Below are 25,619 nucleotides of genomic sequence, written 5' to 3' on the forward strand. Positions count from 1 at the left end.
CGACCCTCAGTGCCGTCCGAGCAGGTAGAGCAGCGGGAACAGGAAGATCCACACCAGGTCGACGAAGTGCCAGTAGAGGCCGCTGATCTCGACCGGCGTGTAGTAGCCCGGGCCGAACCAACGCTTCCAGGCGAGCACGACCAGCACGGCGAGGATGCCGATGCCGATGATCATGTGGATCGCGTGCAGCCCGGTCAGCACGAAGTAGAACGACAGGAAGAGCTCGTGCTGCGCGGCGTCCGGTCCCTGGTAGGTGAAGATCGGGCCGGGAACGAGTCCCTCGTGGAACTTGTGCGCGTACTCGTAGGCCTTGATGCCGAGGAAGGTCGAGCCCAGGACGATCGTGCCGAGCAGCCAGCCGATCTGCCCTCGCACGCTGCCGATCTGCGCCGCGTGCACCGACATCGCCATGGTCAAGCTGCTCGAGATGAGCACCACGGTGTTGACCAGCCCGAGGGTGAGCGAGAGATGGTTGCTCGCCGCCTCGAAGGCGTCGTGGTACATGTAGAAGTAGATCGCGAAGGCCGCGAGCGCGCCGCCGAAGAACGCGACCTCCTGCGCGATGAAGAACCACATTCCGAGCGTCGCGGCGCCATACTGCTGCTCCGCGTCGTCGAACTGGTGGGCGACGTAAGGCTCGGTCGCCGCGACGGCAGCGTCACGCAACTTTCTGTACCTCCACCGGCTCGCGGTAGTCGTACGGCTCGCCGGTCACGACCGGAGTCTCGTGGAAGTTCTCGGTCGGCGGCGGAGACGGAGCTTGCCACTCGAGCCCGACCGCACCCCAGTGGTTGTCCTCCGCCTTGCGCCCGTAGCGCATCGACCACGTCAAGTAGAGGATCGGCAGCAGGTAGCCGAGACCGAGGATCGACGCGCCGGCCGTCGAGAACACGTTCAGCACCTGGAACTCGTCGGGATACACGTGATAGCGCCGCGGCATCCCGAGGTAGCCCAGCAGGAACTGCGGGAAGAACGTCAGGTTGAAGCCGACGAAGACGATCACCGCAGCGACCTTGGCGAGCGGCTCGTAGTAGAGCTTGCCGGTGATCTTCGGCCACCAGTAGTGGAGCGCGCCGAGGTAGCCCATCAGCGTGCCGCCCACCATGACGTAGTGGAAGTGCGCGACGACGAAGTAGGTGTCGTGCAGGTGGACGTCGACGGCGGCCGCACCGAGGAACACGCCCGTGAGCCCGCCGATCGTGAACAGACCGATGAAGCCGAGCGCGTACAGCATCGGCGCCTGCAGCCACACCGAGCCGCGGTAGAGCGTCGCGGTCCAGTTGAAGACCTTCACCGCCGACGGGATCGCGACCAGGAAGGTCAGCACCGAGAAGATCAGGCCCGCGTTGACCGACTGCCCGGCGACGAACATGTGATGGCCCCACACGAGGAAGCCGATCAGCGCGATCGCGATGCTCGAGCCCGCGATGAACGAGTAACCGAAGATCCGGTTGCGCGAGAAGCAGGTGATGATCTCGCTGATCACGCCCATCGCCGGCAGGATCATGATGTAGACCGCCGGGTGCGAGTAGAACCAGAACAGGTGCTGGAAGAGGATCGGGTCGCCGCCGAGCGCCGGGTCGAAGATGCCGAGGCCGAAGGCGCGCTCGACCATCATCAGCACGAGCGTGATGGCGATGACCGGCGTGCCGAGCATGATGATCAGGCTCGTCGCGTACATCGCCCAGACGAACAGCGGCAGCCGGCCCCAGGTGAGGCCGGGCGCGCGCATGCGGTGGATCGTGACCAGGAAGTTCAGACCGGTCAGGATCGACGCGAAGCCGCTCAGGAAGCCCGCGAACGCGGCCGACAGCACGTTCGTGTTCGACGACATCGTGCTGTACGGCGTGTAGAACGTCCACCCGGTGTCGACGCCGCCGGTGAACAGCGACCACGCGGCGAAGATCGCGGCGACGTTGAAGACGTACCAGCTCAGCAAGTTGAGGCGCGGGAATGCGAGGTCACGCGCCCCGATCATCAGCGGCAGCAGGAAGTTGCCGATGACGCCCGGGATCGCCGGGATGAGGAAGAAGAAGATCATCACGACGCCGTGCGCCGTGAACAGCTTGTTGTAGGTGTCGTCCGAGACGAGGTCGCCGGCTGGCGTCAGCAGCTCGAGGCGGACCAGCAGCGCGGCCAGGCCGCCGATCGCGAACAACGCGGTGACCGACGCGAGGTACAGCAGGCCGATCCGCTTGTGGTCCTTGGTGAGCAACCACGAGCGAATGCCGTAGTTCGCGTTCAGGTAATTGACGGCGCTTCCGCCGTGGCGGTCGCCGACGATTGCTTCCGTCATGAGCCACTCCGATCCGGCGCAGAGATGCGCGCGCCGTCCGCGAGCACTTCGTCCGCCGCGGGCGCCGCGTCGTCGACGCGCGCCTCGCTGTCCTCCGCCGCGCCGTGCGAGCCGCCCGTGGCGGGCTGCTCCGTGGCGCTCGCGGGCTGCAGCGAGCGGATGTAGGCAATGATCTGCAGCAGGCCCTCCTCGCTGACGAGACCCTTGAAGGTCGGCATGATCGGCTGGTAGCCGGCGACGACCGAGGCCTGCGGATCGACGATCGCCTCGCGAATGTAGGTCTCGTCGGCGATCACCCGGCGACCGTCGGCGAGCTCGACCTCACGCTTGAAGAGACCGACCAGGCTCGGGCCGCGGGAGCCGCTCGCCTGCTGGTGGCAGCTCGCACAGCCGAGCTGGTCGAACAGCGCCTTGCCCGCGCTCGCCATCGACTCGGCGTCGCCCGCCGTCGCACCGCCACCGGAGAGCCAGATCTGGAACTCGGCCGGATCCATCGCGACCACCTGGCCGATCATACGCGAGTGCTGGCTGCCGCAGTACTCGGCGCAGAACAGGTGGTAGGTGCCCGGCTTGGTCGCCTCGAACCACATGGTCGTGTAGCGGCCGGGCACCACGTCCTGCTTCGCGCGGAAGGCCGGAATGAAGAAGCTGTGGATGACGTCCTCGGACGTCATGATGAGCTGCACCGGACGTCCGACCGGGACGTGAAGCTCGTTGATCTCGCGCCGGCCCTCGACGTGCTGCGTCTTCCACATCCACTGCTTGCCGACGACGTAGACCTGGAGCGCGTTGTCCGGAGGCGTGTACTGCGCGATGAACACGCGCGCGCTCCAGAAGAAGACCCCCATCACGATGAGGAGCGGGATCACCGACCAGGTGATCTCGAGCCACAGCATGCCCTCCCAGGTCGGAAAGACCTGACGCTGGGTGCTGCGGCGATACCGGATCGCGAGCGTCACCACCGCGACGGCGATCAGCACCGAGAAGAACAGGCTGATGCCGACGAGGAACCAGTAGAGAGCATCGACGTCGCCCGCCAGGGACGACGCGCGCTCGGGAAGCAGGGAAAACCGGCCGATCATCAGGCGGAGGCCCCGTGCCGCTCGGCGCGACGCCGGCTGCCCTCGCGCAGCAGCGCGCCACCGATCAATCCGACCAACGCGAGCACGGTCAGCGCGCCCGCGACGCGCACCGAGTTCAGCGCGACCGCGGAGTAGCGCCCCATCGCGGGGTCGTAGTGGAAGCAAAACAGCAGCACCTGATCGACGACGTTGCCGATCTTGCGCTGCGTGGTCTCGACCAGCCCGAGCCGCAGGTCACGCGGCGAGAACTCGAGACCGAAGAAGTAGCGTGCGATGCGCCCGTCCGGAGTGAGCATGACCAGGCCGGCCGGGTGCGCGAACTCGCCACGCTTCTCGTCGTACTGGTAGCGGAAGCCGACGGCGCGCGTGAGACGCTCGATCTCGCCGGCGTCGCCGGTCAGGAAGTGCCAGCCGTCGGCCGCGCCCTCGCGGTCGTAACGGGCGAGCACGTGCTGCTTCTTCTCGCGCGCCACCTCGGGGGTGTCGCGCGGGTCGAAGCTCACCGTCAGCACCTCGAACTCCTTGCCCGCGGAGAACGAGAGCGGCTTGAGCGAGCTCGCGAGGCCCTGCTGGTGGAGGTCACACAGCATCGGGCACGAGAAGTACGCGAGCGACAGGATGACCGGCTTGTCGGTAAGGTAGTCGCCGAGGCGCACCTCGCGGCCGTTCTCGTCGCGCAGCCGGATGTCGCGCGGCACCTGGGCGTCGAGATACTGGTCGAAGCCGACCTCGCGCAGGCTCTCGGGACGGTCGTTCGCCGTCAAGCCAAAGCTCTCATCGCCCGGCTTCAGCACCGCGCGCGACGGCTGCCCCGCGAACGGCGCCGACTCGGCGGAGCTCGCCTGCCTGGCCGCGACGACGGACGCGAGCAGAACCAGAGCGACCAGCTCGCTGTGCCTCATCGCATGCCTCACGGCGTCCCTCCCGGCTGCCGGGTCGCGTCGTTCTCCTCCGGCTGCGGAGCGGGCTCCTCGCCCGGCGCCGGAGCCGCCTCCGGCTGCGCCTCTGGCTGTGCTTCCGGCTGCGCCTGGATCGCCACGCCGGCGCGCCCCTCGGGCCGCGGCCCCGGCCGCGCCGCGCGCTCGACGATCAGATCGATCGCGCGCTCGATCGGGATGCGAACGATGCCCTTCTCGCGGTCGACCCAGCCGTAGGTGGTCAGCACCCGCTCCTCGGCGAGGCGATGCTCGTAGAGGTCGAGCTTCGGGTCGACCTGCAGGCGCGGCGCCGGCGGCTCGCTGCGGCCGTACGTCGCGGCGAGCGGGTTCGCCGGCGGGTACTCCTTCTCCTGCATCGCCGTGAACAAGGGCTGGATCAGGTACGCGACCGCCCCGCCCACCACGAGCAGTCCCACGACCACGGTCAACGCGCGGTTCAGCAGGCGCGTCTGGACGACGTCCTCCTCGTGGCCGGCCGCGATGGCCTGCTCGAGAGCCTGCAGGTCCTCGGGGTCGCGCCCGATCTCCAGGTGATCGCGCCGCGTGGCCTCGGTGCTCATGCCTCCACCTCGGGGAGCGACGGGTCGCGCAGCGGCAGAACCGGGTGGCTCAGCAGGCGGCCCACGAAGTACCAGAGCCAGATCCCGCCGATGCCGATCACGACGACGAAGTCGAGCCAGTGCGGCACCGCGCTGGTGTCAAACGAAGGAACGACGAGCCAGTACAGGTCGACGAAGCGGATCGCGATCACCCACAGCGCGACGAACGCGAGCTTCTGGCCCGTCCGCTTCCGGCGGCGCGACAGCAGCATCGCGAACGGCAGCACGAAGCCGAACACGACGAGCCCGTAGCCGACCACCGGCCAGCCGTGCTCCGAGCGCCGCAGGTACCACGAGATCTCCTCCGGCAGATTGCCCGACCAGATGATCAGGAGCTGCGAGAAGCTCAGGTACGCCCAGATCATCGTGAAGGCGAGCATCAGGTTGCCGAGATCGTGGAACTGCGCCGGGCCGAAGAACGGCGAGAGATTGCGCTGGCGCGACAGCAGCACCGCGAGCGGGATCGCGAACGCGAACGCCGCGAGCCCCTGCCCGCCCATGACGAGCAGCCCGTACACGGTCGAGAACCAGTGCGGCTGCAGCGACATCATCCAGTCGACGGCGGCGAAGGTCGCCGTGAGGCCGTAGAGCACGAGACCGCCACGGCTCAGCAGCTCGAGCCGCACCGTCGTCCGCGGATCCGTGCTCGTGTCCTGCTCGATCGACCAGCGGCGCAGGAACGTGGCGAGCGCGATCCACACGGCGAAGTAGATCGCCGCACGGATCAGGAAGAACGGCTCGTTCAGGTAGGCCGACTTCGCCTGCAGCACGGGGTCCTTCGCGACCTCCGCGGCGTGCGTCCACTCGTAGAGGTGGTGCATGCCGAAGACGATCGGCAGGAAGAACAGCGCGAGGATCGGCAGCGTGCCGACCGAGCTCTCGAGGACGCGGCGGATCACCGCGCCCCACGCGCCACCCGCGATGTGGTGGATGAACAGGATCGCCATCGAGCCGAGCGCGATCCCGAACCAGAACATGTAGCCCAGCAGGTACGAGCGGTAGAACTGCTCGGGCGTCACGAACCAGCCGATCACGCTGAGGGCCAGCGCGATGACGCCGACCGCCAGCCCGGTCCGCTGGATGCGATGGATGGGATGGTCCGCATCGAGCGCGGCTTTGCTCGCAAGCAGCTCCACCTCAGCCTCCCGTCCCCGTCGACGCCGCGAGCTTCGCGCGCTCGTCGGCCGGGACGTCGTTCTCGGTCGCGTTCTGCGCCAGCTGCAGGGCGCGGATGTACGCGACGATCGCCCACCGGTCCTCGACCGGCACCTGGGCGCTGTAGTTCAGCATCACACCGAAGCCATTCGTGATGACGTCGTAGAAGTGTCCGACCGGCGCCTCGCGCAGACGCGGGATGTGGAACGACGGCGGACGACGGAAGCCACGCTGCACGATCATGCCGTTGCCGTCGCCGGTACGGTCGTGACAGGGGCTGCAGTAGATGTCGTAGCGCTCCCGCCCGCGCTCGAGGAGCTGGCGGGTGACGGGCACCGGCATCTCGGTCACCGGACGGCCGTCGACCTTGCCCTCGTAGTACGCGGGATCCTCGTGGAACGAGCCGTACACCACCGTTCCCGGAACCCGCGGCCGGTTGGCCCGCCCGTCGGCGAAGAACGTGCTCGCGCCATCGGGCATGAGCTTCGGCTGGTCTTGCATGTCCTGGCGGCAGCCGGCGAGCGCGACGAGCGCGACGGTCAGCACCAGCGCCGTGCGCCCGCGGCGAGCGAGCGCGGCTTTCGCGTCAATGCTCAACTTCGGACACCGAGCGCGGCACGAGCCGCTCCAGGAAGCGACGGGTAAGCTCCCGATCGAACATCGGGTCGGTCGCTTCGATGCACAGGAAGAAGCGGTCGCGGCTCGCGAGCGCGAATCGCGGCACGTTGAACACCGGATGGTAGGGCTGCGGCAGCCCGTTCAGCGCCAGCATGCCGAGGACGGCGCAGATCGCCGCCGCGAGGACGGTCGTCTCGAACGTGATCGGGATGAAGGAGACGATGCTGTTCAGCGGTCGACCACCCACGTTCAGCGGGTAGTTGATGACCGACGTCCAGTACTGCAGCGCGTAGCCGCCGACCAGGCCCGCGAGGCCGCCGATCAACACGATCAGCGGCAGACGGTTGCCGTGGATGCCGAGCTCCTCCGCCACCTCCTCGATCGGGTACGGCGTGTAGGCGTCCATGCGGCGGTAGCCCGCGCCGCGTGCTTGACGGATGGCGGCGATCAGCTCGTTCGGATCCGTGAACTCCGCGAGCAGGCCGTAGATCGGCGGTCGCGACGGATGCTGTTCCTTCATCGCGAGCCCTCCACGGTGTCGTGCAGCTCCTCCTTCAGCTCAGCCGCAGGAACGAGCGTGCGCATCTCGAAGATCGAGATCATCGGCAGCACACGGATGAAGAGGAGGAGCAGCGTGAAGAACAGGCCGAGCGTGCCGATGTAGGTCGACCAATCCCAGAACGTCGGCGAGAAGTAGAACCACGACGACGGCAGGTAATCGCGCGACAAGCTGGTCACGACGATCACGTAGCGCTCGAGCCACATGCCGACGTTGACCACGATCGAGATCACCCACAGCGCGGCCAGGTTGGCGCGGATGCCCTTGAACCAGAGCAGCTGCGGGATCAGGACGTTGCAGACGACCAGCGCCCAGTACGCGATCACGAACGGTCCGCCGAGGCGGGCCCAGATCATGTAGCGCTCGTAGACGTTGCCGCTGTACCAGGCCATGAACGCTTCCATCATGTAGCCGTAGGCCACGATGAGACCGGTCGCGAGCATGACGCGGCCCATGTTGTCGAGGTGCTTCAGCGTGACGAAGTCCTCGAGGCCGTAGTAGCGGCGGATCGGGATGGCGAGCGTCACCACCATCGCGAAGCCGGAGTAGATCGCGCCGGCGACGAAGTACGGCGGGAAGATCGTCGCGTGCCAGCCGGGGATCACCGACACCGCGAAGTCGAAGCTGACGATCGTGTGCACGGACACGACGAGCGGCGTCGAGAGGCCCGCGAGCAGCAGGTACGCGGTCTCGTAGCGCTGCCAGTGGCGCGCCGAGCCGCGCCAGCCCATCGCGAGGAGGCCGTAGATCCGCTGCCCGAAGAAGTTCTTCGAGCGATCACGCAGCGTCGCGAGGTCGGGGATCAGGCCGGTGTACCAGAAGAGGAACGACACCGTCGCGTAGGTCGACACCGCGAACACGTCGAACATCAGCGGGCTGCGAAAGTTCGGCCACATGCCCATCGTGTTCGGGTACGGCAGCAGCCAGTACGCGAGCCACGGACGTCCGAGGTGCAGGATCGGGTACATGCCCGCGCAAGCGACGGCGAACAGCGTCATCGCCTCCGCGAAGCGGTTGATCGAGGTTCGCCAGGGCTGGCGGAGCAGCAGCAGGATCGCCGAGATCAGCGTACCGGCGTGCGCGATACCGACCCACCAGACGAAGTTGACGATCGCGAAGCCCCAGCCGACCGGGATGTTGATGCCCCAGATGCCCGTGCCGTAAGCGAACAGCACGCTCACGGAGAGCAGGAAGAGCATCAGCAGCGAGAACGCGATCCCGAGGCCGATGATCCAGCCGCGCGGCGTCTTCTTGGTCAGGACGACCGACGCGATCTTGTCGGTGACCGACTCGAAGGTGTGGCCCGGACCGATGATCTCGGGCGGCACCTGCGAGACGCCGTAGCTTGGACGCGTTTCCGTCGTCATGCGCCCGTCTCCTGCTTCGCCGCGAGCTCGGGATTCGGGTTGCGGACCACCGCGAGATACGTCGTGCGCGGCCGGGTGTTGATGTCGCCGAGCACGGCGTAGTTGCGCCCTTCCTTCTTCAGCTTCGAGACGCGGCTGTTCGGGTCGTTGACGTCGCCGAAGACCAGCGCATCGGTCGGGCACGCCTGCTGGCACGCCGTCACGATCTCGCCGTCACGCACCTTGCGGTTTTCCTTCTTCGCCTGGATGCGCGCGTAGTTGATGCGCTGGACGCAGTACGTGCACTTCTCCATCACGCCGCGCGAGCGGACCGTGACGTCGGGGTTGCGCTGCAGCGCGAGGCTCGGGTCGCTGTAATTCGTGTAAAGCAGGAAGTTGAAGCGCCGAACCTTGTAGGGGCAGTTGTTCGAGCAGTAGCGGGTGCCGACGCAACGGTTGTACACCATCACGTTCAGCCCCTCGTCGTCGTGCACCGTCGCGTTCACCGGGCACACGACCTCGCACGGCGCGAGCTCGCAGTGCTGGCAGAACATCGGCTGGTAGACGGTCTCGGGCTCGTCCGGGCTGCCCGCGTAGTAGCGGTCGATGCGCATCCACTGCATCTCGCGTCCGACCGCGACCTGCTCCTTGCCCACCACCGCGATGTTGTTCTCGGCGACGCAGGCCACCACGCAGGCGTTGCAGCCGATGCACGCCTGCATGTCGACGGCCATGCCCCACGCGTAGCCCTTGTACTCCCAGGCGTACATCGTCTCGTCCGGCGGGGGGACGTGACCGCCCATGTGCTGCGCGAAGTCGGGGTGCTCGCGGTACTCGTCGAGCGTCCCGACGCGCACGATGTCACGGCCTTCGAGCAGCCCGTGCATCTGCGTGCAGGCGAGCTGGTACCAGTCGCCGGTCTTCTTGACGGCGACGCCGCTCACCATGTCGGGCGCGTCGGTCGTGCGCAGCAGGTAGGCGTTGAAGCCGTAGCCGCTGCCGACGCGTCCGGCGCGCGTGCGGCCGTAGCCGAGGGTGATCAAGACGGCGCCGTCCGCCTGCCCGGGCGTGATCCACACCGGACCGCGAACGCTGCGTCCGCCGACCTCGAGCTCGACGACCTGGCCGTTCTCGACGCCGAGACGCTGCGCCGTGCGCGGCGCGAGCTGCACGGCGTTGTCCCAGGTGATCTTGGTCAGCGGCTTCGGCAGCTCCTGCAGCCAGCCAATGTTCGAGAAGCGACCGTCGAGGATCGTCGGATCCGGACGGAACAGCAGCTCGAGCGTGTTCTCGTCCTGCGCGTCGGGAAGCGGCGGCAGCGACGCGGTGAACGGCTGCAGCGACACCTGCTTCGGCGCCGCCGCGCTGTCCGCGATCAGGCCGTCGTTCAGCGAGCGCGTCCAGAAGCGCTCGAAGTCGAGGCCGCCGCGCTGACGCTTCCAGTAGTCGCGCACGATGTCGTACGCGCGCGGCCGCTGCCCGAGGCACATCGCGAGCACCTCGTGCGCGCTGCGCGTGTCGTAGAGCGGCGCGATCAGCGGCTGGATGATGCTCGCCGTTCCGTCGAAGGCGCGCCCGTCGCTCCACGACTCGAGGTAGTGCGACTCCGGCAGATGCCACTGGCAGAGCGCCGAGGTCTCGTCGTCGTAGAGCGAGAGGTGGACGCGCATCGGCACCTTGTCGAGCGCGCCCGCGAAGTCGAGATCGGCCGGCGCGTCGTAGACCGGGTTGCCGCCGAGGATCAGCAGCAGCTCGACGTTGCCGGCGTTCATGTCGTTCACCAGCTCGCGCAGCGAGGCGAGCTGCAGCTCGGGCCGCGCGACGACCGGCTCGGTGTAGACCACCGTGTTGCCGACGTTGCCGAGCGCGTGGTTGATCGCGTGCGCCAGCGCGTGCACCTCGGGCGGCTGCTGGTCGCCGGCGATCACGATGCTGCGGCCGCGGTGGCTCTGCAGGTCGCGCACCACCGCCGCGAGCCAGGTCGCCGCTTCGCCGTCGAAGGTCGGAGCCGCGACCCGCACGCCGAGCGCCGAAGCGAGCGCGCGCGCGAACGCCGGGATCCGGCTCGGACGCAGCGTGAGACGCTGATCCGCCTTGACGCCGGTGTTCGAGGGCGTGCTCTCCACGACGTAGAGGCGGTTCATGTCGCGCGCGCCGTCGGTGAGGCGGCGCTTCGTCATGAAGTCACGCGCGTAGCGGACGTGGGCGCCGCCGTACGACAGGAAGTCCGCGTCGAGCGACAGCACGACGTCCGCGCGATCGAAGTTGTAGACCGTGTTGACGTCGGTGCCGAACGCGAGTCGCGCGCCGGCGACCTCGTTGTCCGCCGCGAGCGGCTCGTACTGGTGCCAGCGCGCCTGCGGGAAGCGCTCGAGCAGCGCCTCGAGCTGGGCCGCGAGCGTCGGCGACGAGACGGTCTCGGTGAGGATGCGCAGCCCTGCCCCGCCGCGCTCCGCCTGCGCCTCGAGCGCCGTCGTGAGCGCCTGCGCGAACGCGTCCCAGGTCAGGATCTCGTCGACGCGGCGCACGACCTGCGCGCGGTCCGGATCGTAGAGCTGGAGCACCGAGGCCTGCGACCACGGGTCGCTCGCGCCGAGGCTCGCCGGGTGCTGCGGATTCCCCTCGATCTTTGTCGGACGCCCCGTGTGGCTCTCGACCAGGAGACCCGTCACCGTGCCGCGCAGCGGCATGGCGGTCGCGAAGTACACCGGCGCGCCGGGGACGAGCTCCTCGGGCGGCCGGACGTACGGCACCACTTCCTCGGTCGGCTGCCGCGTACAGGCGCCGAGGCCCGCGAGCGCCATCGACGCGCCCATCAGCTTCAGGAACTGTCGGCGGTCGACGTGGTCGAGAGCCTGCGCCTGCTGCGGGAACTCGGCGCGCAGCCACTCGAAGAACTCCTCGCTCTGCGCGAGCTCCTCGAGACCGCGCCAGTACGCGCGGCCGCCTTGCTGGCGCTGCTGCAGCGCCACCGGATCCCGTCCATCCATCACGGACACCGTCTTTCGTTCCTCACCGGTGGCACGCGGAGCACTGGACGCGCGTCGCGACCTCGTACTCCTTCTTGAGCTGCTCGCCGAGGGCGAGCTGGTCCGGCGGCTGCTGATAGTCCATGCTGAAAATGAACTGGCGTGGGCGCAGATGGCGCTCGGGCGCCCGGTGGCAGTCGAGGCACCACTCCATCTGCAGCGTCGGGTACTGCGAGACGGCGTTCATCAGGTCGACGCGTCCGTGGCACGACGCACAGCCGACGCCCTTGTTCACGTGGATGCTGTGATCGAAGTAGACGTACTCGGGCAGGTCGTAGACCTTGATCCAGCGGAGGGACTCGTTGGTGCGCCAGCTCTCGCGAACCGGCTCGAGGTACTCGCTGTTCGCCCAGATCTGCGAGTGGCAGTTCATGCAGGTCTTGGTCGGCGGCATGCCCGCGTAGGCGAGCTTCTCGACCGTGGTGTGACAGTAGCGACAGTCGATCCCGAGCTCGCCCACGTGGTGCTTGTGGCTGAACTGGATCGGCTGCTCGACCTGGATCCCTTGCCCAGTGACGTATGGCGAGCGGTTCACGAGCGCGAGCGCGTAGACCAGCGCTCCGACCACGAACAGTCCACCGAAGATGGTGAACCTCGCCAGGACGTTGGTACTGCGGTGAAAGACCTGCACGTCGCCTCGCTCCGGCTACTCAGCTCTCCACGAAGCCCGCACGGACTTCACGACCGCTCCACGCGCCGTCGATCGACCGAGGGCTCCCGCCGCCATGCCTGGCCCACTGTAGCTTCAGGAAACGTAAGCACAAGCCCCCTTTCACGCATTCGATGTATAAGATCCATTTACAACTCATGGCGCGAACGGCGCGACGCTGCATACACATCGAGCGCGCGACGTGCAGCACGATGGCGTCGAAACAGGCATCGGAGTAGGCTCGACGGGTTGCGTCGGTCGTAAACCCGCGTCGCGGGTCGACCGAGAAGAGGAAGCGAGAGCCGTGTCGCGCATGCCGTTGTTTGACGCTGCGAGCCACGGGTGAGGAGAGAAGCCATGGCCGCAAGGCCCATCGCATCGGGCACCATCAGCTTCGGCCTCGTCGCCGTTCCGGTGAAGCTCTACCCCGCGACGCGTCCGAAGTCGCTGTCCTTCAACATGCTGCACAAGAAGGACAAGGCGCGCCTGCGCCAGCAGTACGTCTGCTCGGCGTGCGGCGAGATCGTCGATCGCGACGACACGGTGCGCGGCTACGAGTACGCGAAGGGCGAGTACGCGGTGCTCTCCGACGAGGAGCTGCGCGCGCTTGAGATCAAGAGCGACCAGTCGATCGAGATCGAGCAGTTCGTGCCGATCGAGAAGGTCGATCCAGTGTACTTCGACAAGGCGTACCTGCTCGGTCCCGACAAGGGCGGCAACAAGCCGTACAAGCTGCTCACCGCGGCGATGCGCGAAAGCGGCAAGTGCGCCGTGGCGCGTTTCTCGACGCGTGGCAAGCAGCAGCTCGTCCTGCTGCGCCAGACCGACCGCGGCCTCATGCTGCACACGCTCTTCTACGCCGACGAGGTGCGCAGCTTCGACGACGTCGACCTGGGCGAGGACGTCGTGACCAAGCCCGTCGAGGTCGACCTCGCCGTCAAGCTCATCGATCAGCTCGCGACCGACGCGTTCCAGCCCGAGCTGTACGAGGACGAGTACCGCAAGGCGGCGCTCGAGATGATCGAGCGCAAGATCGAGGGCAAGGAGGTCGTCACCGTGCCCGAGCGGCAGCCGCGCGCGCAGGTGATCGACCTGATGGAGGCGCTCAAGCAGAGCCTCGCCGCGCCGAAGACGCCGAAGCGCGCGCCCGCGCGCGCCGCCAGCGAGGAAGCCGAAGCGCCGCTCGCGGCGGCCGTGGCGGGCGGCGACGACGCGACGCCCACGCGCGCCGGCACGCGCAAGCCGCCGGTACGCGCAGCGAAGAGCCGCGCCACGTCGGCGCGCGCGGCGCGCTCGCGACGCTCGGGCTGAGCGCACCGTGGCGGTCGACCGGTCCCGCGCGCGGCGTCGCTCGCAGGGGCCGCCCGAGCCACGCGGCGCCGGACGCGCCCGCACGACGCGATCGACGCGCTCTCGCGCCGCGACGAGCAAGGAGCACGCGTCGCACGGCGACACGATCCCGTTCCGCGTGCAGCCGATGCTCGCGACGCTGATCGACGAGCCCTTCCACCGGCCGGGCTGGGTCTACGAGGAGAAGTACGACGGCTACCGGATCCTCGCCTACAAGGAGGGCGCGAAGGTCACTCTGCTGTCGCGCAACGGGCTCGACCGCACCGCGTCGTTCCGTGCGATCGCCGACGACGTCGCGCGTCTCCGGCCGCGCACGCTTTTGCTTGACGGCGAAGCGGTCGCGTTCGACGAGAACCTCGTGTCACGCTTCCAGCTCCTGCAGCAGGGCGAGGCGCCGGTCGTCTTCGCGGCCTTCGATTGCCTCTACGTCGACGGGCACGACCTCCGCGATCGCCCGCTGTCCGAGCGCCGCGAGATCCTCGAGCGGGTGATCGAGGGCAGCGAGCGCATCTTTCCCGCGCGTCGTCTCGCGACCAACGGTCTCACCGCCCATCGCATCGCCAAGGAGAAGGGATTCGAAGGGCTGATCGCGAAGGAAGCGAGCTCGGCGTACGTCTCGGGACGCAGCCGGCGCTGGCTCAAGGTCAAGGTCAAGCAGGAGGACGAGTTCGTGATCGGCGGCTACACCGAGCCGTCGGGCGCGCGCTCGCGCTTCGGCGCCTTGCTCGTCGGCGGCTGGCGCGACGGCAAGCTATGGTACGTCGGCAAGGTCGGCACCGGCTTCTCGGAGGCGCGCCTCGAGAGCCTGTGGCGCGCCTTCCGGCCGCTCGTCGTCGCGAAGCCCGCATTCGCCGATCCGCCGCGCGGACGCGGCATCACCTGGCTGCGGCCGGAGCTGGTCGCGCAGGTCGCCTACACCGAGTGGACCGCGGACCGGAAGCTGCGTCAGCCGGTGTTCCTCGGGCTGCGCGACGACAAGCGCGCGAGCGAGGTCACGCTGCCGCCGAACGCGCCTTGAGCGCGCGCGCCGCGCGCTCGAACGCACCTGCACGCCGACACCACGCCCGACGCTCTCCCTTCGTCGCCCGTGCGTGGTAGACGTCGCACATGAAGTACCTGCACACGATGGTGCGAGTCTCGGACCTCGAGAAATCGCTCGACTTCTACTGCAACAAGCTCGGGCTCAAGGAGCTCGGACGCCACGAGAACGAGGCCGGGCGCTACACGCTGGTCTTCCTCGCGGCGCCCGGTGACGAGTCCGCGCAGATCGAGCTGACCTACAACTGGGATCCCGAGAAGCTCACCGGCGGGCGCAACTTCGGCCACATCGCGTACGAGGTCGACGACATCTACGCGACCTGTCAGCGGCTGATGGACGCGGGCGTGACGATCAACCGCCCGCCGCGCGACGGCCGCATGGCGTTCATCCGCTCGCCCGACGAGATCTCGATCGAGCTCCTGCAGAAGGGCGAGGCGCTGCCGCCGCGCGAGCCGTGGAAGTCGATGCCAAACACCGGCGTGTGGTGACGCGCGCGAGCGCGTACGCGCGCGTGGGCGCGGCGTCCTCGAGGGAACGCCGCTGCCCTCGCCGCGGCCGCTAGCCGAGCGGACGCAGGTCGACCTGTGCGGCGCGCGCCGCGATGCGCGCCGCGCGCGACTGCACGTAGCTCGACGGCGTACGCGCGCTCCAGCGCCGCGGCGACGGCAGCACGGCCGCGAGCAGCGACGCCTCGCGCGCGCCGAGCTTCGCCGCCGGCTTGCCGAACGCGTTCTGCGCCGCCGCCTCGACGCCGTACACGCCGTCGCCCCACTCGGCGACGTTGACGTACACCTCGAGGATCCGCCGCTTGCTCCACAGGAGCTCGATCAGCAGCGTGAAGTACGCCTCGAGCCCCTTCCGGACCCATGTCCGGTCCTGCCACAGGAAGACGTTGCGCGCGGTCTGCATGCTGATCGTGCTCGCGCCGCGCACGCGGCGTCCGCCGTGGCGCTCGTTGTAGGCGCGCGCGCGCTCGATCTCCTCGAAGTCGAAGCCGTGGTGCTGGAAGAAGCGCGCGTCCTCCGCCGCGATCACCGCGCGCAGCAGCGCGGGGCTCACCTCCTCGAGCGGTACCCAGCGCTGCTGGATGCCGACCCAGCGTCCGTCGAGCGCGCCCTGCACCGCGCGGATCACCATCAGCGGCGTGAGCGGCGGATCGACGAAGCGAAACAGCCCGACGACGGCGACCGACGCGAGCAAGGCCCCGAACAGGAGGCGCCCCAGCCACCGCAGCACGCCCTCCCGATCGCGCAACGCGCGCGCCGGCGCAAGCGCCCGTGCTTCGCCAGGCGCCGTCCGGGGCAAAGCGCGTCACCGCATGCGCGTCACCACGACGTCGCGATGTACTTGGTCTCGGTGAACTCGAGCAGCCCGTGGTGGCCGCCCTCGCGCCCCACCCCGCTCTCCTTCACGCCGCCGAACGGCGCCGCCGGATCGGACACCAGCCCGCGGTTGAGCCCGACCATCCCGGACTCGATCGCTTCGGACACCCGCAGCCCGCGCGCGAGGTCGCGCGTGTAGACGTAGGCCATCAGCCCGTGCTCGCTCGCGTTCGCGAGCCGGATCGCCTCCTCCTCGGTGTCGAAGGCGACGATCGGAGCGACCGGGCCGAAGATCTCCTCGCCGAGGATCGGCGAGTTCGGTGCGACGTCGGCGAGCACGGTGGGCGGATAGAAGTTGCCGTCGCCCGCGGGCGTCTCGCCGCCGGTGAGGACGCGCGCGCCGTGCTCCTTCGCGGCCCGCACGAGGCGCTCGACCTTGTCGCGCGACTTGCGGTCGATCAGCGGGCCGAGCTGCACGCCCTCCTCCATCCCGTGCCCGACCTTCACCGCCGACATCGCGCGCGCGAGCCGCCGTCCGAACTCCTCGGCGATCGGACGCTCGACGTAGAAGCGGTTCGCCGCCGTGCAGGTCTCGGCGTTGTGGCGCATCTTCGCGACCATCGCGCCCTCGATCGCGGCGTCGAGGTCGGCGTCGGCGAAGACGACGAACGGCGCGTTGCCGCCGAGCTCCATCGAGCACTTGACGACGCGCTTCGCGGCCTCGGCGAGCAGCACCTTGCCGACCGCGGTCGAGCCCGTGAACGACAGCTTGCGCACGCGCGGGTCGGCGAGGATCGCATTCACCACCTCCGACGTGCGCGTGGTCGGGATGACGTTGACCACGCCGGGCGGGACGCCGGCCTCCTCCATCAGCTTCTGCACGTAGAGCGCGGTGAGCGGCGTCTGCGTCGCGGGCTTCAGGATCACCGCGCAGCCCGCCGCGAGCGCGGGCGCGATCTTGCGCGTCGCCATCGCGGCCGGGAAGTTCCACGGCGTGATCAAGAGCGCGACGCCGATCGGCTGGTGCACGACGAGGATGCGGTTCGCACCGCTCGGCGCGGTGGCGAGCGTGCCGTGGTTGCGCACCGCCTCCTCCGAGAACCAGCGGAAGAACTCCGCCGCGTAGCCGACCTCGCCCTTCGCTTCCACGAGCGGCTTGCCGTTCTCGCGCACGATCAGCTCCGCGATACGCTCCGCGTCGCGCAGCATGAGCTCGAAGGTGCGGCGCAGGATCTCGGCGCGCTCGCGCGGCGCTCGCGCGGCCCACTTCGGCTGCGCGGCGTGCGCCGCCGCGACCGCGGCGAGGCCGTCCTCGACGGTCGCGTCGGCGACCTCGGCGAGCAGCTCGCCCGTCGCGGGGTCGCGCACCTCGATGCGCGCACCGTCGCTGGCGTCGCGCCACTGGCCGTCGATCGCGAGCCCGGTGGGAAGATCGATCGTCGCTCGTGTGCCCATCGTGTCCTCCACCTCCGATTGAAGGAGAAATCGGCCGGGGACGAAAGCGGCTCGGCGGGCGCCGTTGGTCGCCGTGCGTTACGACGCAAGCCCATGCCGACCGATCGCAACGTGCGCGTCGAGCGCGTGTCCGCGCGCGACGCCGAGGCGGCGCAGCGCCGGGCCGCGGGCGCGCTGCGCGCGCGCGGGCTCCGGCGCGGCGACCGCGTCGCGATCATCGCGCACTCGTCGTCCGCCTACCTCGCGGCCGCGCTCGGCGCGCTGCGCAGCGGCGTCGTGCCGGTGCTGCTGAACCCCGCGCTCGTGCCGCTCGAGCAGCAGGCGCTGCTCGACGACGCGCAGCCCTCGCTCGTGCTGCGCGACGCCGACCTGCCGGCGCTGCTCGAAGGTCCGCCGATCGACATCGCCGACGTGCCGCTCGCGCGCCCGATGCTCTACACGTCGGGCACGACCGGCAAGCCGAAGGGCGTCTGGTCGGGCGTGCTCGCGGACGACGACGCCCGCGCGCTGATCCTGGAAGAGCGCGAGCTCTGGGGCTTCTCGCGGGACGAGGTGCACCTCGTCGTGTCGCCGCTCTACCACTCGGCGCCGCTGCGCTTCTCGACCGGCGCGCTCCTCGCCGGCGGCGACGTCGTGCTGCTCGGCGGCTTCGACGTCGAGCGCCTGGTGCGCGCGATCCACGAGCACCGGCCGACCTCGGCCTTCATGGTTCCGGCGCACCTGCAGCGTCTGTTCGCGGCCGACCCGGAGGCGCGCACCGATCTGTCGTCGTTCCGCCTGCTCGCGCACGCGGGCGCGCCCTGCCCCGACGCTCTCAAGCGCGAGGCGCTGCGCCGCTTCCCGAAGGGCTCGGTGTGGGAGTTCTACGGCTCGACCGAGGGCCAGTTCACCGCCTGCTCGCCGGACGAGTGGCTCGCGCGTCCCGGCACCGTCGGACGCGCGCGCAGCGGACGTCGCATCGAGATCGACCCCGACGGCACCATCTGGTGCACCGTGCCGCGCCACGCGCGCTTCGAGTACTGGCGCGACCCGGAGAAGACGGCGCGCGCCTGGCGCGGCGACGCGTTCAGCGTCTTCGACCTCGGCCGCCTCGACGAGGACGGCTTTCTCTACCTCGACGGCCGGCGCGACGACCTCATCATCTCGGGCGGCGTCAACGTCTACCCGCTCGAGGTCGAGCGCGTGCTGCTCGAGCACCCGCGCGTGCGCGAGGCGGCGGTCTTCCCGCTCGCCGACGAGCGCTGGGGCCAGATGGTCTGCGCCGCCATCGTCGGCGACGCGGACGCCGACGAGCTCGCGCCGTGGCTCGCCGAGCGGCTCGCGCCCTACAAGCGGCCGAAGCGCATCTTCCGCGTCGACGAGATCCCGCACTCGCCGACCGGCAAGGTCAGGCGCGGACGGCTGGCGCTCGATCTCGGTCTCGATCGAGAAACCGCCACGCGCGGGTGAGCCACGCCGCGAGCGCGAACAGCGCGAGCAGGAGCGTTCCGAGCGCCGCGCCGAACGGCCAGTTGCGCGCCGTGCCGCGGAACTGGTTCTCGATCACGTTGCCGATCATGTCGACGCGGCCGCCGCCGAGGATGTCGTTGACGGCGTAGAGCCCGAGCGCCGGCACGAACACCAAGAGCACGCCGCCCGCGATGCCCGGCGTCGTGAGCGGCAGCACGACGCGCACGAAGGCGGCGAGCGGACGCGCGCCGAGGTCGAACGCAGCTTCCACCAGCGAGCGGTCGAGCCGCTCGACGCTCGCGTAGATCGGCAGGATCATGAACGGCAGGAACGTGTAGACGAGCCCGAGCACGACCGCGCCCGGCGTGTAGAGCATCTCGAGCGGCGCCGCGATCAGGCCGACCTGCAAGAGCAGCGCGTTCACCAGCCCCTCGCTCTTGAGCAGCGTCACCCAGGCGTAGGTGCGGATCAGGAAGCTCGTCCAGAACGGGATCATGAGCAGCGCGAGCAGCCGTCCGCGCCAGCGCTCGCTCGCGCGCCCGATGGTCCACGCGACCGGGTAGCCGACGACGAGGCAGATCGCGGTGGTCAGCGCCGCGTACCAGACCGAGCGCAGCAGGATGACCGCGTACGCGCCGCGGAACGCCGCCGCGTAGTTGTCGAGCGTGAGCTCGAGCACGACGCCGCCCAGCGTGCCGCGGCGCGCGAAGCTGTAGAGCAGCATGATCGCCGCCGGCGCGACGACGAAGGCCGCGACCCAGACGACGAGCGGCGCGAGCAAGAGCCACGTGGTCGCGCGCGACGTCGCACGCCGCCCTCCGCGCACGCCGCCGCCGAGCGCAACGTCCGCGGGCGCGGACACGTCAGCTACCCGCCGCCTTGAGGTCGGTGACCAGCCGGTCCACCGCCACCGCCTGCTCGCCGATGTCGCGGAAGCCGTCGAGCTTCGGGTTGCCCGGCGGGTAGCTCGCCGGGTTGGCGAGCTCTTCCGGCGTCAAGAGCTTGCGCGCCGCGAGGTTCGGGTTGGTGTACGGGAAGTCGAGCGAGATCTCGCGGCTCACCTCGGGACGCAGGACGTAGTTCAGGAAGGCGTGCGCGGCGTCGGGGTTCCGCGCGTTCGCCGGGATCGCCAGCGTGTCGACGAACTCGTGCGCGCCCTCTTCGGGCAGTACGTAGCGGAACTTCGGGTGCTCGTTGTAGAGCAGCGCCGCCTCACCCGACCAGACGATGCCGAGGTCGACGTCGCCGTTGAGCAGCGCGGTCTTCGGGCTGTCGGAGTCGAACACCTTGACGAGCGGCAGCCAGCGCGCGAGCACCGGCTTCACCTTGGCGAGCGTCGTCGGGTTGATGTCGTTGATCGGGATGCCCTGCGTCGCGAGCGCCCAGCTCACCATCTCGCGCGGGTCGTCGACCACGACGATGCGTCCTTTGTGCTTGTCCTGGAAGACCTCGGCGTAGCTGTCGACGTCCTCCGGCACGCGCTCGCTGTTGATCACGATGCCGACCGTGCCCGCCATCCACGGCACGGTGTACTTCTGCTCGGGGTCGAACGGCCGGTTGCGGTACTCGGGCGCGATGTTCTCGAAGTTCGGGATCTTCGACCAGTCGAGCGGCTGCAGCCGGCCCTCCGCGATCAGCGCCTCCGCGGCATAATCCGACGGCTGCACGAGGTCGTACTGCGTCGCCCCCGAGACCAGCTTGGCGAGCATCTCCTCGTTCGACGCGTACGACTCGTAGTTGACCTTGATGCCGGTCTCGTCGGTGAAGGCGTCGAGCACGCGCTGCGGGACGTACTCCGACCAGGCGAACAGGTTCAGCTCCTGCGGCGCGTTGCTTCTCGTACACCCCGACGCGGTCAGCAGCGCGGCGAGCAGCACGACGACCGCGCCGCGGCGCCCCGGCCGGCTGCGCCGCGCGAGCTCGCTCACCGCGACCAGCGCGATGCTCGCGACGACGAACACCGTCGAGATCGCGTTCAGCGTCGGATCGAGTCCCTTCCTCACGCGGCCGAAGATCTCGAGCGGCAGCGTGCGCGAGGACGCGCTCGCCGTGAACCAGGTGACGATCAGCTCGTCGAGCGACAGCGTGAACGCCATCAGCGCGCCGGCGACGAGCGCGGGCGCGAGCTGCGGCACGACGACGCGCGCGAACGCGCGTGCGGGCGTGGCGCCGAGGTCGAGCGCCGCCTCCTCGAGCGCAGGATCGAGATCGGCGAGCCGCGCCTGCACCGCGACCATCACGAACGGCACGCAGAACGTGACGTGCGAGATCACGACGGTCGCGAACCCGAGCTCGAAGCGCAGCGCGACGAAGAGCAGCAGCAGGCTGATGCCGAGGATCACCTCGGGCACGACCATCGGTGCGAGCAGCAGCGTCTGCAGGAGCCGCGCGCCACGGAAGCGATGGCGGTGGAGGAGCCAGGCGCCGGCGGTCCCGAGCGCCACGGAAGCGAGCGTGGTCATGAGCGCGACGATCAGGCTGTTCTCGAGCGAGCGCACCAGCGCGGCGTCGCGCCAGACGGCGGCGTACCACTCGAGGGTGAATCCCTCCCAGAGGATGTTGAGCCGCGAGCGGTTGAACGAGTACGCGATCAGCACCGCGAGCGGGAGGTACAGGAAGACCAGCACGAGCCCGGTCCAAGCGCCGAGCAGCCCCCGCGTCCACCGCGTCACGGGGCGGCGTTATACGGTCGCGTCCGCGCGCGCACAAATGCGCCGTTGCGGAGCGCGTCGCGCTCGCGCGCGCAGGATTGCGCTCGCGTGGCCGCCGGCTCGGGAGCGAGCGCCCGCCGCTGTGCGCCTCACCCGCCGAGACGCTGCAGCGAGAACATCGCCGCGAGCAGCAGCGCGATCTGTCCGGTCGCCACGGTGAGCACGAGGCGCGTCAGATCCGACTTCATCGCCGCCATGTCGCTCTTCAGCTCGCCACGCAGCGCGCTGATGTCGCTCTCGAGCTCACCACGGAGCGCCGCCCGATCGCCGCGCAGCTCGCCTGCGAGGGCATTCCTCTCCGCACGGAGCTCACCCACGAGGGCACTCATCTCCGCACGGAGCTCACCCCCGAGGGCACTCATCTCCGCACGGAGCTCACCCGCGAGGGCACTCATCTCGGCTCGCAGCTCCCCCCGCAGCTCCGCGATCTCCGAGCGCATCACCGCTGCGAGCGCCTCGATGTCCGACCGCGTCGCCACCTCCGGGTCGAGCGCCTCGGCGATCGCGCGCGCCGTCTCCTCGGCGTGCTCGCTCGTGAAGCCCGCCCGGTCGCGCAGCTTCTGCGCGAGCGCGAGCGTGTCGATCGCGACCCGGGCCACGCAGCGACGGTAGCCGCGTCACCTCGCGCAGGCAACGCGCGCGCCGCAAACCATGATCGCCGTGCATGCCGCGCATCGGACGGCGTCGCGTGCACAAGAAGGCCTCACGAGCGCGGACGTTGGCCGAGCCGCCGAATGTCGACTACACAGCGCGATGCCCATGCGGCGCTCCATTGCCTGCCTGTGCCTCGCCGCGCTCGTCGCCTGCCGCGGCGGCGACGGACGCGACCGCGCGGCGTGGCTCGCGAGCGTGCGCTTCGTCGACGTGACCGAGGAGGCGGGCCTCGCGCGCAGCGCGCCGACCTACGACGCGGCGGTCGGCGACGTCGACGGCGACGGCTTCCTCGACCTCTACGTCGGCAACCACGGCACCGGCGCGGTGCTCTTCCGCAACCGCGGCGACGGCACCTTCACCGACGTCCTCGCGGGCTCCGGCATCGCGCCGGGCGGCGACCAGCACGGCACCGGCTTCGCCGACTTCGACGGCGACGGACGGCTCGACCTCTACGTCTCGGTCGGCGCCAACCGCGGCCTCGGCACCAAGGCGAACCACCTCTACCGCAACCGCGGCGACGGCACCTTCGAGGACGTCGCCACGCAGGCCGGCGTCATCGACCCGCGCGGGCGCTCGCGGTCGCTCGCCTGGCTCGACGCCGACGCCGACGGCCAGCTCGACCTCGTGCTCGCCAACTTCGCGTCGCCGAACCGCTTCTACCGCAACCTCGGCGACGGCACGTTCGAGGACCTCTCGGACGCGTCCGGCATGGCCGCGCACTCCGCGACGCGCATCACCTGGGGCGACTACGACGGCGACGGCTATCCCGACGTCCTCCTCACCGGCACGCCGAAAGGCCTGCGGCTGCTGCGCAACGAGGAAGGTCCCGTGTTCCGCGACGTGACGCGCGAGGTGGGCCTCGAGCCGATCGCCGAGCCCGTGCAGGGCGCGGCGTTCGGCGACTTCGACAACGATGGCGACCTCGATCTCGCGACCAGCTTCGGCGTCGACTTCACCGAGACCGCGCTCGAGGTCGGCGACGGCACGCTGCGCTTCGCGTTCTTCGCGCACGACGAGCCCGTCGGCTTCGACTTCGAGACGACGGCCGGCAGCGACGTCGAGATCGAGCTCTACGAGAACGGCTCGCCCGCGGCGCCGGAGAAGATCCGCTGCGGCGACGCGTCGCCGAGCGCGCCCGGACGCTTCGCCTGCGCGGCGGCGCAGGCCATGCAGCGCGCTCCGGAGGACGTTGCTCCGACCTTCCTCCTCTGGCGCGAGCCCGCGGAAGACGGCGGCGAACGCGACGTCTGGCGCCTGCGCTGGCGCGGCGCGGGCGACCACCACCTGAGCGGCATCGTGCACGGCGCCTCCCGCCCGCGTGCGGTCGGGCTGCGCACGGACGTGCCGCGCGGCGCGGTCGTGTGGCGCAACCAGGACGGCGTCTTCGAGCGCGCGCTCGAGGTCGGCCGCGGCCTGCCGTCGGCCGCGTCGGTGAACGGCCAGGCGGTGCAGTGGGTCGACGTCGACGACGACGGCTGGCTCGACCTCTACCTGGTCGATTCCGGCGTCGACGGCGCGGGCGCGCGCAACGTGCTCTTGATGAACGACCGCGGCGAGCGCTTCGTCGCGATGCCGCGCTCGACCGGCGCGTCTCCCGACAGCGGCGACGGCCGCGGCGTCGCGGCGCACTTCGCGGACTTCGACGGCGACGGACGCGTCGACGTGTTCTTGACGAACGGCTGGGGCGCGCCGCCCTTTGATCGCGGTCCGTACCGTCTGCTACGCAACGCGACCGCCGGGGGGCACTGGATCGAGCTCGTGCTGCATGGCCGGGAGTCGAACCGCGACAGCCTCGGTGCATGGATCGAGGTCGAGGCCTGCGGCGAGCGGCGCATGCGGTACCACAACGGCGGCACGAGCTACTTCTCGCAATCCGTGACGCCGCCGCGTTTCGGGCTCGCCGCGTGCGAGAACGTCGACAGGCTGGTGGTGCACTGGCCGTCGGGTCGCGCGCAGGTGCTCGAGGACGTCGCCGTCGACCGCACGCTCGAGATCGTGGAGGGCGAGTGAGCGACGCCGCTTCGCCGCGCTGCGCGCGCCGCGTGCGCAGCGAGCGCGGCTTCGCCCTGCTCGCCCTGCTGTGCGTCGCGGTGGTCATGGGCCCCGCGTGCACGCGCAAGGAGCCCGCACCCGACGCGAAGCCGGACGTCGTCCTGATCGTCGTCGACACGCTGCGCGCGGATCACCTGCCGCTCTGGGGCTACGAGCGCGACACGGCGCCGAACCTGACCCGCTTCGCGCGCGACGCCGTGGTCTACGAGAACGCGATCTCGCCCGGCACGTGGACGGTGCCCTCGCACGGCTCGATCCTCACCGGACGCTGGCCGTCGTACCACGGCGCGCAGCGCGTCCCCGGCGACAAGATCCTGGCGATGCCGCTCAACCCGTCGGTGCCGACGCTGGCGGAGCTCCTGCAGGCGCGCGGCTGGAACACCGTCGCCTTCATCGGCAACAGCACCTATCTGGACGCGCTGTTCGGCTTCCACCGCGGCTTCGGCGAGTACGTCACCGGCAACTTCTGGCACGCGAACCACGTCTACGGTCGGATCGTCGACTGGCTCGCGAAGCACCCCGAGCCCTCGTTCGTGCTGTGGAACGCGATCGATCCGCACGAGCCCTACGATCCGCCGCCGCCGTTCGACGCCAGGTTCCCCGGACGCCGCCCCGAGCATGGCGTCATGCTGAGCGAGCTCGTCTGGCAGGGAACGAAGCCGACCGACGAGATGATCGCCCACTTCGTCTCGCAGTACGACGCCGAGATCGCCGTCGCGGACGACGCGATCGGCAAGGTGCTCGACGCGCTCCGCGAGCAAGGACGCTACGAGCGCGCGCTGATCGTCGTCACGTCCGACCACGGCGAGCTGTTCGGCGAGCACGGCATGTACAGCCACGGCACGCCGCCCTTCGAGCCGATGGTCCACGTGCCGCTGATCGTCAAGTATCCGGGCGACCGCCGCGCCGGCGAGCGCGTCGCGCGCCGCGTGTCGACCGCGGCGATCTTCGCCACCATCCTGCGCGAGCTCGGCGTCCCGACGCCGGAGGGAACGAACGTGCCCTCGCTCGACGAGCCGCACGACGTGTGGGTCGAGGACATCGACCAGAAGGGCGAGCGCGTCCTCGTCGGCTACGCGGGCGACCACAAGGTCGTTCGTCGTGCAGCCGAGGCCGGCACGTACACCTTCGTCTACGACCTCGCGCGCGACCCCGGCGAGGAGAAGCCGCTGGACGACCCGCGCGCCGCCGCCGAGCTGCGCGCGTCGCTCGAGGCGTTCGCCGCCGCGCCGCGCCCGGCCAACCTGGCCGACGTGCCAGTGATCGACGCCGAGCACGAAGCGAAGCTGCGCGCGCTCGGCTACGTCCGCTGACCG

Annotated in this window: 22 protein-coding genes; 6 read left to right on the plus strand and 16 right to left on the minus strand. The window is 69.8% G+C overall.

The annotated features are described in order from the left end of the window. Positions 1 to 6: 6 nt before the first annotated feature. The 11 genes from VIS07_00650 to VIS07_00700 are packed head-to-tail and all read right to left on the minus strand — an operon-like array spanning position 7 to position 12,253. Positions 7 to 666, minus strand: a complete 660-nt coding sequence (locus VIS07_00650) for a cytochrome c oxidase subunit 3 family protein (GenBank protein HEY8514003.1) — start codon at positions 664 to 666, stop codon at positions 7 to 9. Then, positions 659 to 2,296, minus strand: coding sequence for a cytochrome c oxidase subunit I (gene ctaD / locus VIS07_00655; GenBank protein HEY8514004.1), 1,638 nt, complete (start codon positions 2,294 to 2,296; stop codon positions 659 to 661). The genes VIS07_00650 and ctaD overlap by 8 nt, the downstream gene beginning before the upstream one ends. Continuing rightward, positions 2,293 to 3,378: a cytochrome c oxidase subunit II gene (coxB, locus tag VIS07_00660; GenBank protein HEY8514005.1), complete on the minus strand. Its 1,086-nt coding sequence runs from the start codon at positions 3,376 to 3,378 to the stop codon at positions 2,293 to 2,295. The genes ctaD and coxB overlap by 4 nt, the downstream gene beginning before the upstream one ends. Further along, positions 3,378 to 4,280, minus strand: coding sequence for an SCO family protein (locus tag VIS07_00665; GenBank protein ID HEY8514006.1), 903 nt, complete (start codon positions 4,278 to 4,280; stop codon positions 3,378 to 3,380). The genes coxB and VIS07_00665 overlap by 1 nt, the downstream gene beginning before the upstream one ends. 8 nt (positions 4,281 to 4,288) lie before the next feature. Further along, entirely contained in the window at positions 4,289 to 4,876 is a 588-nt protein-coding gene (locus VIS07_00670) for a hypothetical protein (protein ID HEY8514007.1), read from the minus strand. Beyond that, entirely contained in the window at positions 4,873 to 6,051 is a 1,179-nt protein-coding gene (locus VIS07_00675) for a hypothetical protein (GenBank protein HEY8514008.1), read from the minus strand. The genes VIS07_00670 and VIS07_00675 overlap by 4 nt, the downstream gene beginning before the upstream one ends. Before the next feature lies 1 nt (position 6,052). Further along, positions 6,053 to 6,667, minus strand: coding sequence for a cytochrome c (locus VIS07_00680; GenBank protein ID HEY8514009.1), 615 nt, complete (start codon positions 6,665 to 6,667; stop codon positions 6,053 to 6,055). Next, positions 6,657 to 7,208, minus strand: coding sequence for a DUF3341 domain-containing protein (locus VIS07_00685; protein ID HEY8514010.1), 552 nt, complete (start codon positions 7,206 to 7,208; stop codon positions 6,657 to 6,659). The genes VIS07_00680 and VIS07_00685 overlap by 11 nt, the downstream gene beginning before the upstream one ends. Further along, complete coding sequence (nrfD, locus tag VIS07_00690) at positions 7,205 to 8,614, minus strand: NrfD/PsrC family molybdoenzyme membrane anchor subunit (protein ID HEY8514011.1); 1,410 nt, start codon at positions 8,612 to 8,614, stop codon at positions 7,205 to 7,207. The genes VIS07_00685 and nrfD overlap by 4 nt, the downstream gene beginning before the upstream one ends. Beyond that, positions 8,611 to 11,583, minus strand: a complete 2,973-nt coding sequence (locus VIS07_00695) for a TAT-variant-translocated molybdopterin oxidoreductase (protein ID HEY8514012.1) — start codon at positions 11,581 to 11,583, stop codon at positions 8,611 to 8,613. Before VIS07_00695 ends, nrfD begins: the two co-directional genes overlap by 4 nt. Positions 11,584 to 11,605: 22 nt before the next feature. Next, on the minus strand, positions 11,606 to 12,253 hold the full coding sequence (locus VIS07_00700; protein ID HEY8514013.1) for a cytochrome c3 family protein: 648 nt from the start codon (positions 12,251 to 12,253) through the stop codon (positions 11,606 to 11,608). A gap of 375 nt (positions 12,254 to 12,628) precedes the next feature. On the opposite strand from VIS07_00700, the gene VIS07_00705 reads away from it, so the two are divergent. From VIS07_00705 to VIS07_00715, 3 genes are all read left to right on the plus strand, one after another. Beyond that, positions 12,629 to 13,582 (plus strand): Ku protein, encoded by a 954-nt coding sequence (locus VIS07_00705; GenBank protein ID HEY8514014.1) that lies wholly within the window; start codon positions 12,629 to 12,631, stop codon positions 13,580 to 13,582. A gap of 166 nt (positions 13,583 to 13,748) precedes the next feature. Further along, the gene (ligD, locus tag VIS07_00710) at positions 13,749 to 14,639 is read left to right on the plus strand and encodes a non-homologous end-joining DNA ligase (GenBank protein HEY8514015.1); all 891 of its coding nucleotides are present in this window, start codon (positions 13,749 to 13,751) and stop codon (positions 14,637 to 14,639) included. 89 nt (positions 14,640 to 14,728) lie between these two features. Beyond that, entirely contained in the window at positions 14,729 to 15,148 is a 420-nt protein-coding gene (locus VIS07_00715; protein ID HEY8514016.1) for a VOC family protein, read from the plus strand. A 70-nt stretch (positions 15,149 to 15,218) separates the two neighbouring features. Here the strand turns inward: VIS07_00715 and mtgA are convergent, their stop codons facing one another. Both mtgA and VIS07_00725 read right to left on the minus strand, forming a co-directional pair. Continuing rightward, positions 15,219 to 15,896, minus strand: coding sequence for a monofunctional biosynthetic peptidoglycan transglycosylase (gene mtgA, locus VIS07_00720; protein ID HEY8514017.1), 678 nt, complete (start codon positions 15,894 to 15,896; stop codon positions 15,219 to 15,221). 89 nt (positions 15,897 to 15,985) lie between these two features. Beyond that, positions 15,986 to 17,437, minus strand: coding sequence for an NAD-dependent succinate-semialdehyde dehydrogenase (locus VIS07_00725; GenBank protein HEY8514018.1), 1,452 nt, complete (start codon positions 17,435 to 17,437; stop codon positions 15,986 to 15,988). 93 nt (positions 17,438 to 17,530) lie between these two features. Between VIS07_00725 and VIS07_00730 the strand changes: the two genes are divergently transcribed. Next, positions 17,531 to 18,886, plus strand: coding sequence for an AMP-binding protein (locus VIS07_00730; GenBank protein HEY8514019.1), 1,356 nt, complete (start codon positions 17,531 to 17,533; stop codon positions 18,884 to 18,886). On the opposite strand, the gene VIS07_00735 is transcribed toward VIS07_00730, so the two are convergent. From VIS07_00735 to VIS07_00745, 3 genes are all read right to left on the minus strand, one after another. Then, a complete protein-coding gene (locus VIS07_00735; GenBank protein ID HEY8514020.1) occupies positions 18,825 to 19,748 on the minus strand; it encodes an ABC transporter permease in 924 nt (307 codons plus the stop codon). The two genes, VIS07_00730 and VIS07_00735, sit on opposite strands and share 62 nt — an antisense overlap. 1 nt (position 19,749) lies before the next feature. Then, positions 19,750 to 21,558, minus strand: coding sequence for an extracellular solute-binding protein (locus VIS07_00740; GenBank protein ID HEY8514021.1), 1,809 nt, complete (start codon positions 21,556 to 21,558; stop codon positions 19,750 to 19,752). A 128-nt stretch (positions 21,559 to 21,686) separates the two neighbouring features. Then, a complete protein-coding gene (locus tag VIS07_00745) occupies positions 21,687 to 22,196 on the minus strand; it encodes a coiled-coil domain-containing protein (protein ID HEY8514022.1) in 510 nt (169 codons plus the stop codon). A gap of 160 nt (positions 22,197 to 22,356) precedes the next feature. Between VIS07_00745 and VIS07_00750 the strand changes: the two genes are divergently transcribed. After that, positions 22,357 to 24,261, plus strand: coding sequence for a CRTAC1 family protein (locus VIS07_00750; GenBank protein ID HEY8514023.1), 1,905 nt, complete (start codon positions 22,357 to 22,359; stop codon positions 24,259 to 24,261). Continuing rightward, complete coding sequence (locus tag VIS07_00755; protein HEY8514024.1) at positions 24,258 to 25,616, plus strand: sulfatase; 1,359 nt, start codon at positions 24,258 to 24,260, stop codon at positions 25,614 to 25,616. The genes VIS07_00750 and VIS07_00755 overlap by 4 nt, the downstream gene beginning before the upstream one ends. Positions 25,617 to 25,619 lie beyond the last annotated feature (3 nt).

Source organism: Candidatus Binatia bacterium (genome assembly GCA_036563615.1).
Taxonomy (GTDB): Bacteria; Desulfobacterota; Binatia; order UBA12015; family UBA12015; genus DATCMB01.

What these genes read in the sequence shown, in the direction of transcription:
- ctaD (HEY8514004.1), bottom strand. Translation starts at nt 2,296, where the DNA reads ATGACGGAAGCAATCGTCGGCGACCGCCACGGCGGAAGCGCCGTCAAT.
- coxB (HEY8514005.1), bottom strand. Translation starts at nt 3,378, where the DNA reads ATGATCGGCCGGTTTTCCCTGCTTCCCGAGCGCGCGTCGTCCCTGGCG.
- VIS07_00665 (HEY8514006.1), bottom strand. Translation starts at nt 4,280, where the DNA reads ATGAGGCACAGCGAGCTGGTCGCTCTGGTTCTGCTCGCGTCCGTCGTC.
- VIS07_00670 (HEY8514007.1), bottom strand. Translation starts at nt 4,876, where the DNA reads ATGAGCACCGAGGCCACGCGGCGCGATCACCTGGAGATCGGGCGCGAC.
- VIS07_00685 (HEY8514010.1), bottom strand. Translation starts at nt 7,208, where the DNA reads ATGAAGGAACAGCATCCGTCGCGACCGCCGATCTACGGCCTGCTCGCG.
- nrfD (HEY8514011.1), bottom strand. Translation starts at nt 8,614, where the DNA reads ATGACGACGGAAACGCGTCCAAGCTACGGCGTCTCGCAGGTGCCGCCC.
- VIS07_00695 (HEY8514012.1), bottom strand. Translation starts at nt 11,583, where the DNA reads ATGGATGGACGGGATCCGGTGGCGCTGCAGCAGCGCCAGCAAGGCGGC.
- VIS07_00705 (HEY8514014.1), top strand. Translation starts at nt 12,629, where the DNA reads ATGGCCGCAAGGCCCATCGCATCGGGCACCATCAGCTTCGGCCTCGTC.
- ligD (HEY8514015.1), top strand. Translation starts at nt 13,749, where the DNA reads ATGCTCGCGACGCTGATCGACGAGCCCTTCCACCGGCCGGGCTGGGTC.
- VIS07_00715 (HEY8514016.1), top strand. Translation starts at nt 14,729, where the DNA reads ATGAAGTACCTGCACACGATGGTGCGAGTCTCGGACCTCGAGAAATCG.
- VIS07_00725 (HEY8514018.1), bottom strand. Translation starts at nt 17,437, where the DNA reads ATGGGCACACGAGCGACGATCGATCTTCCCACCGGGCTCGCGATCGAC.
- VIS07_00730 (HEY8514019.1), top strand. Translation starts at nt 17,531, where the DNA reads ATGCCGACCGATCGCAACGTGCGCGTCGAGCGCGTGTCCGCGCGCGAC.
- VIS07_00750 (HEY8514023.1), top strand. Translation starts at nt 22,357, where the DNA reads ATGCGGCGCTCCATTGCCTGCCTGTGCCTCGCCGCGCTCGTCGCCTGC.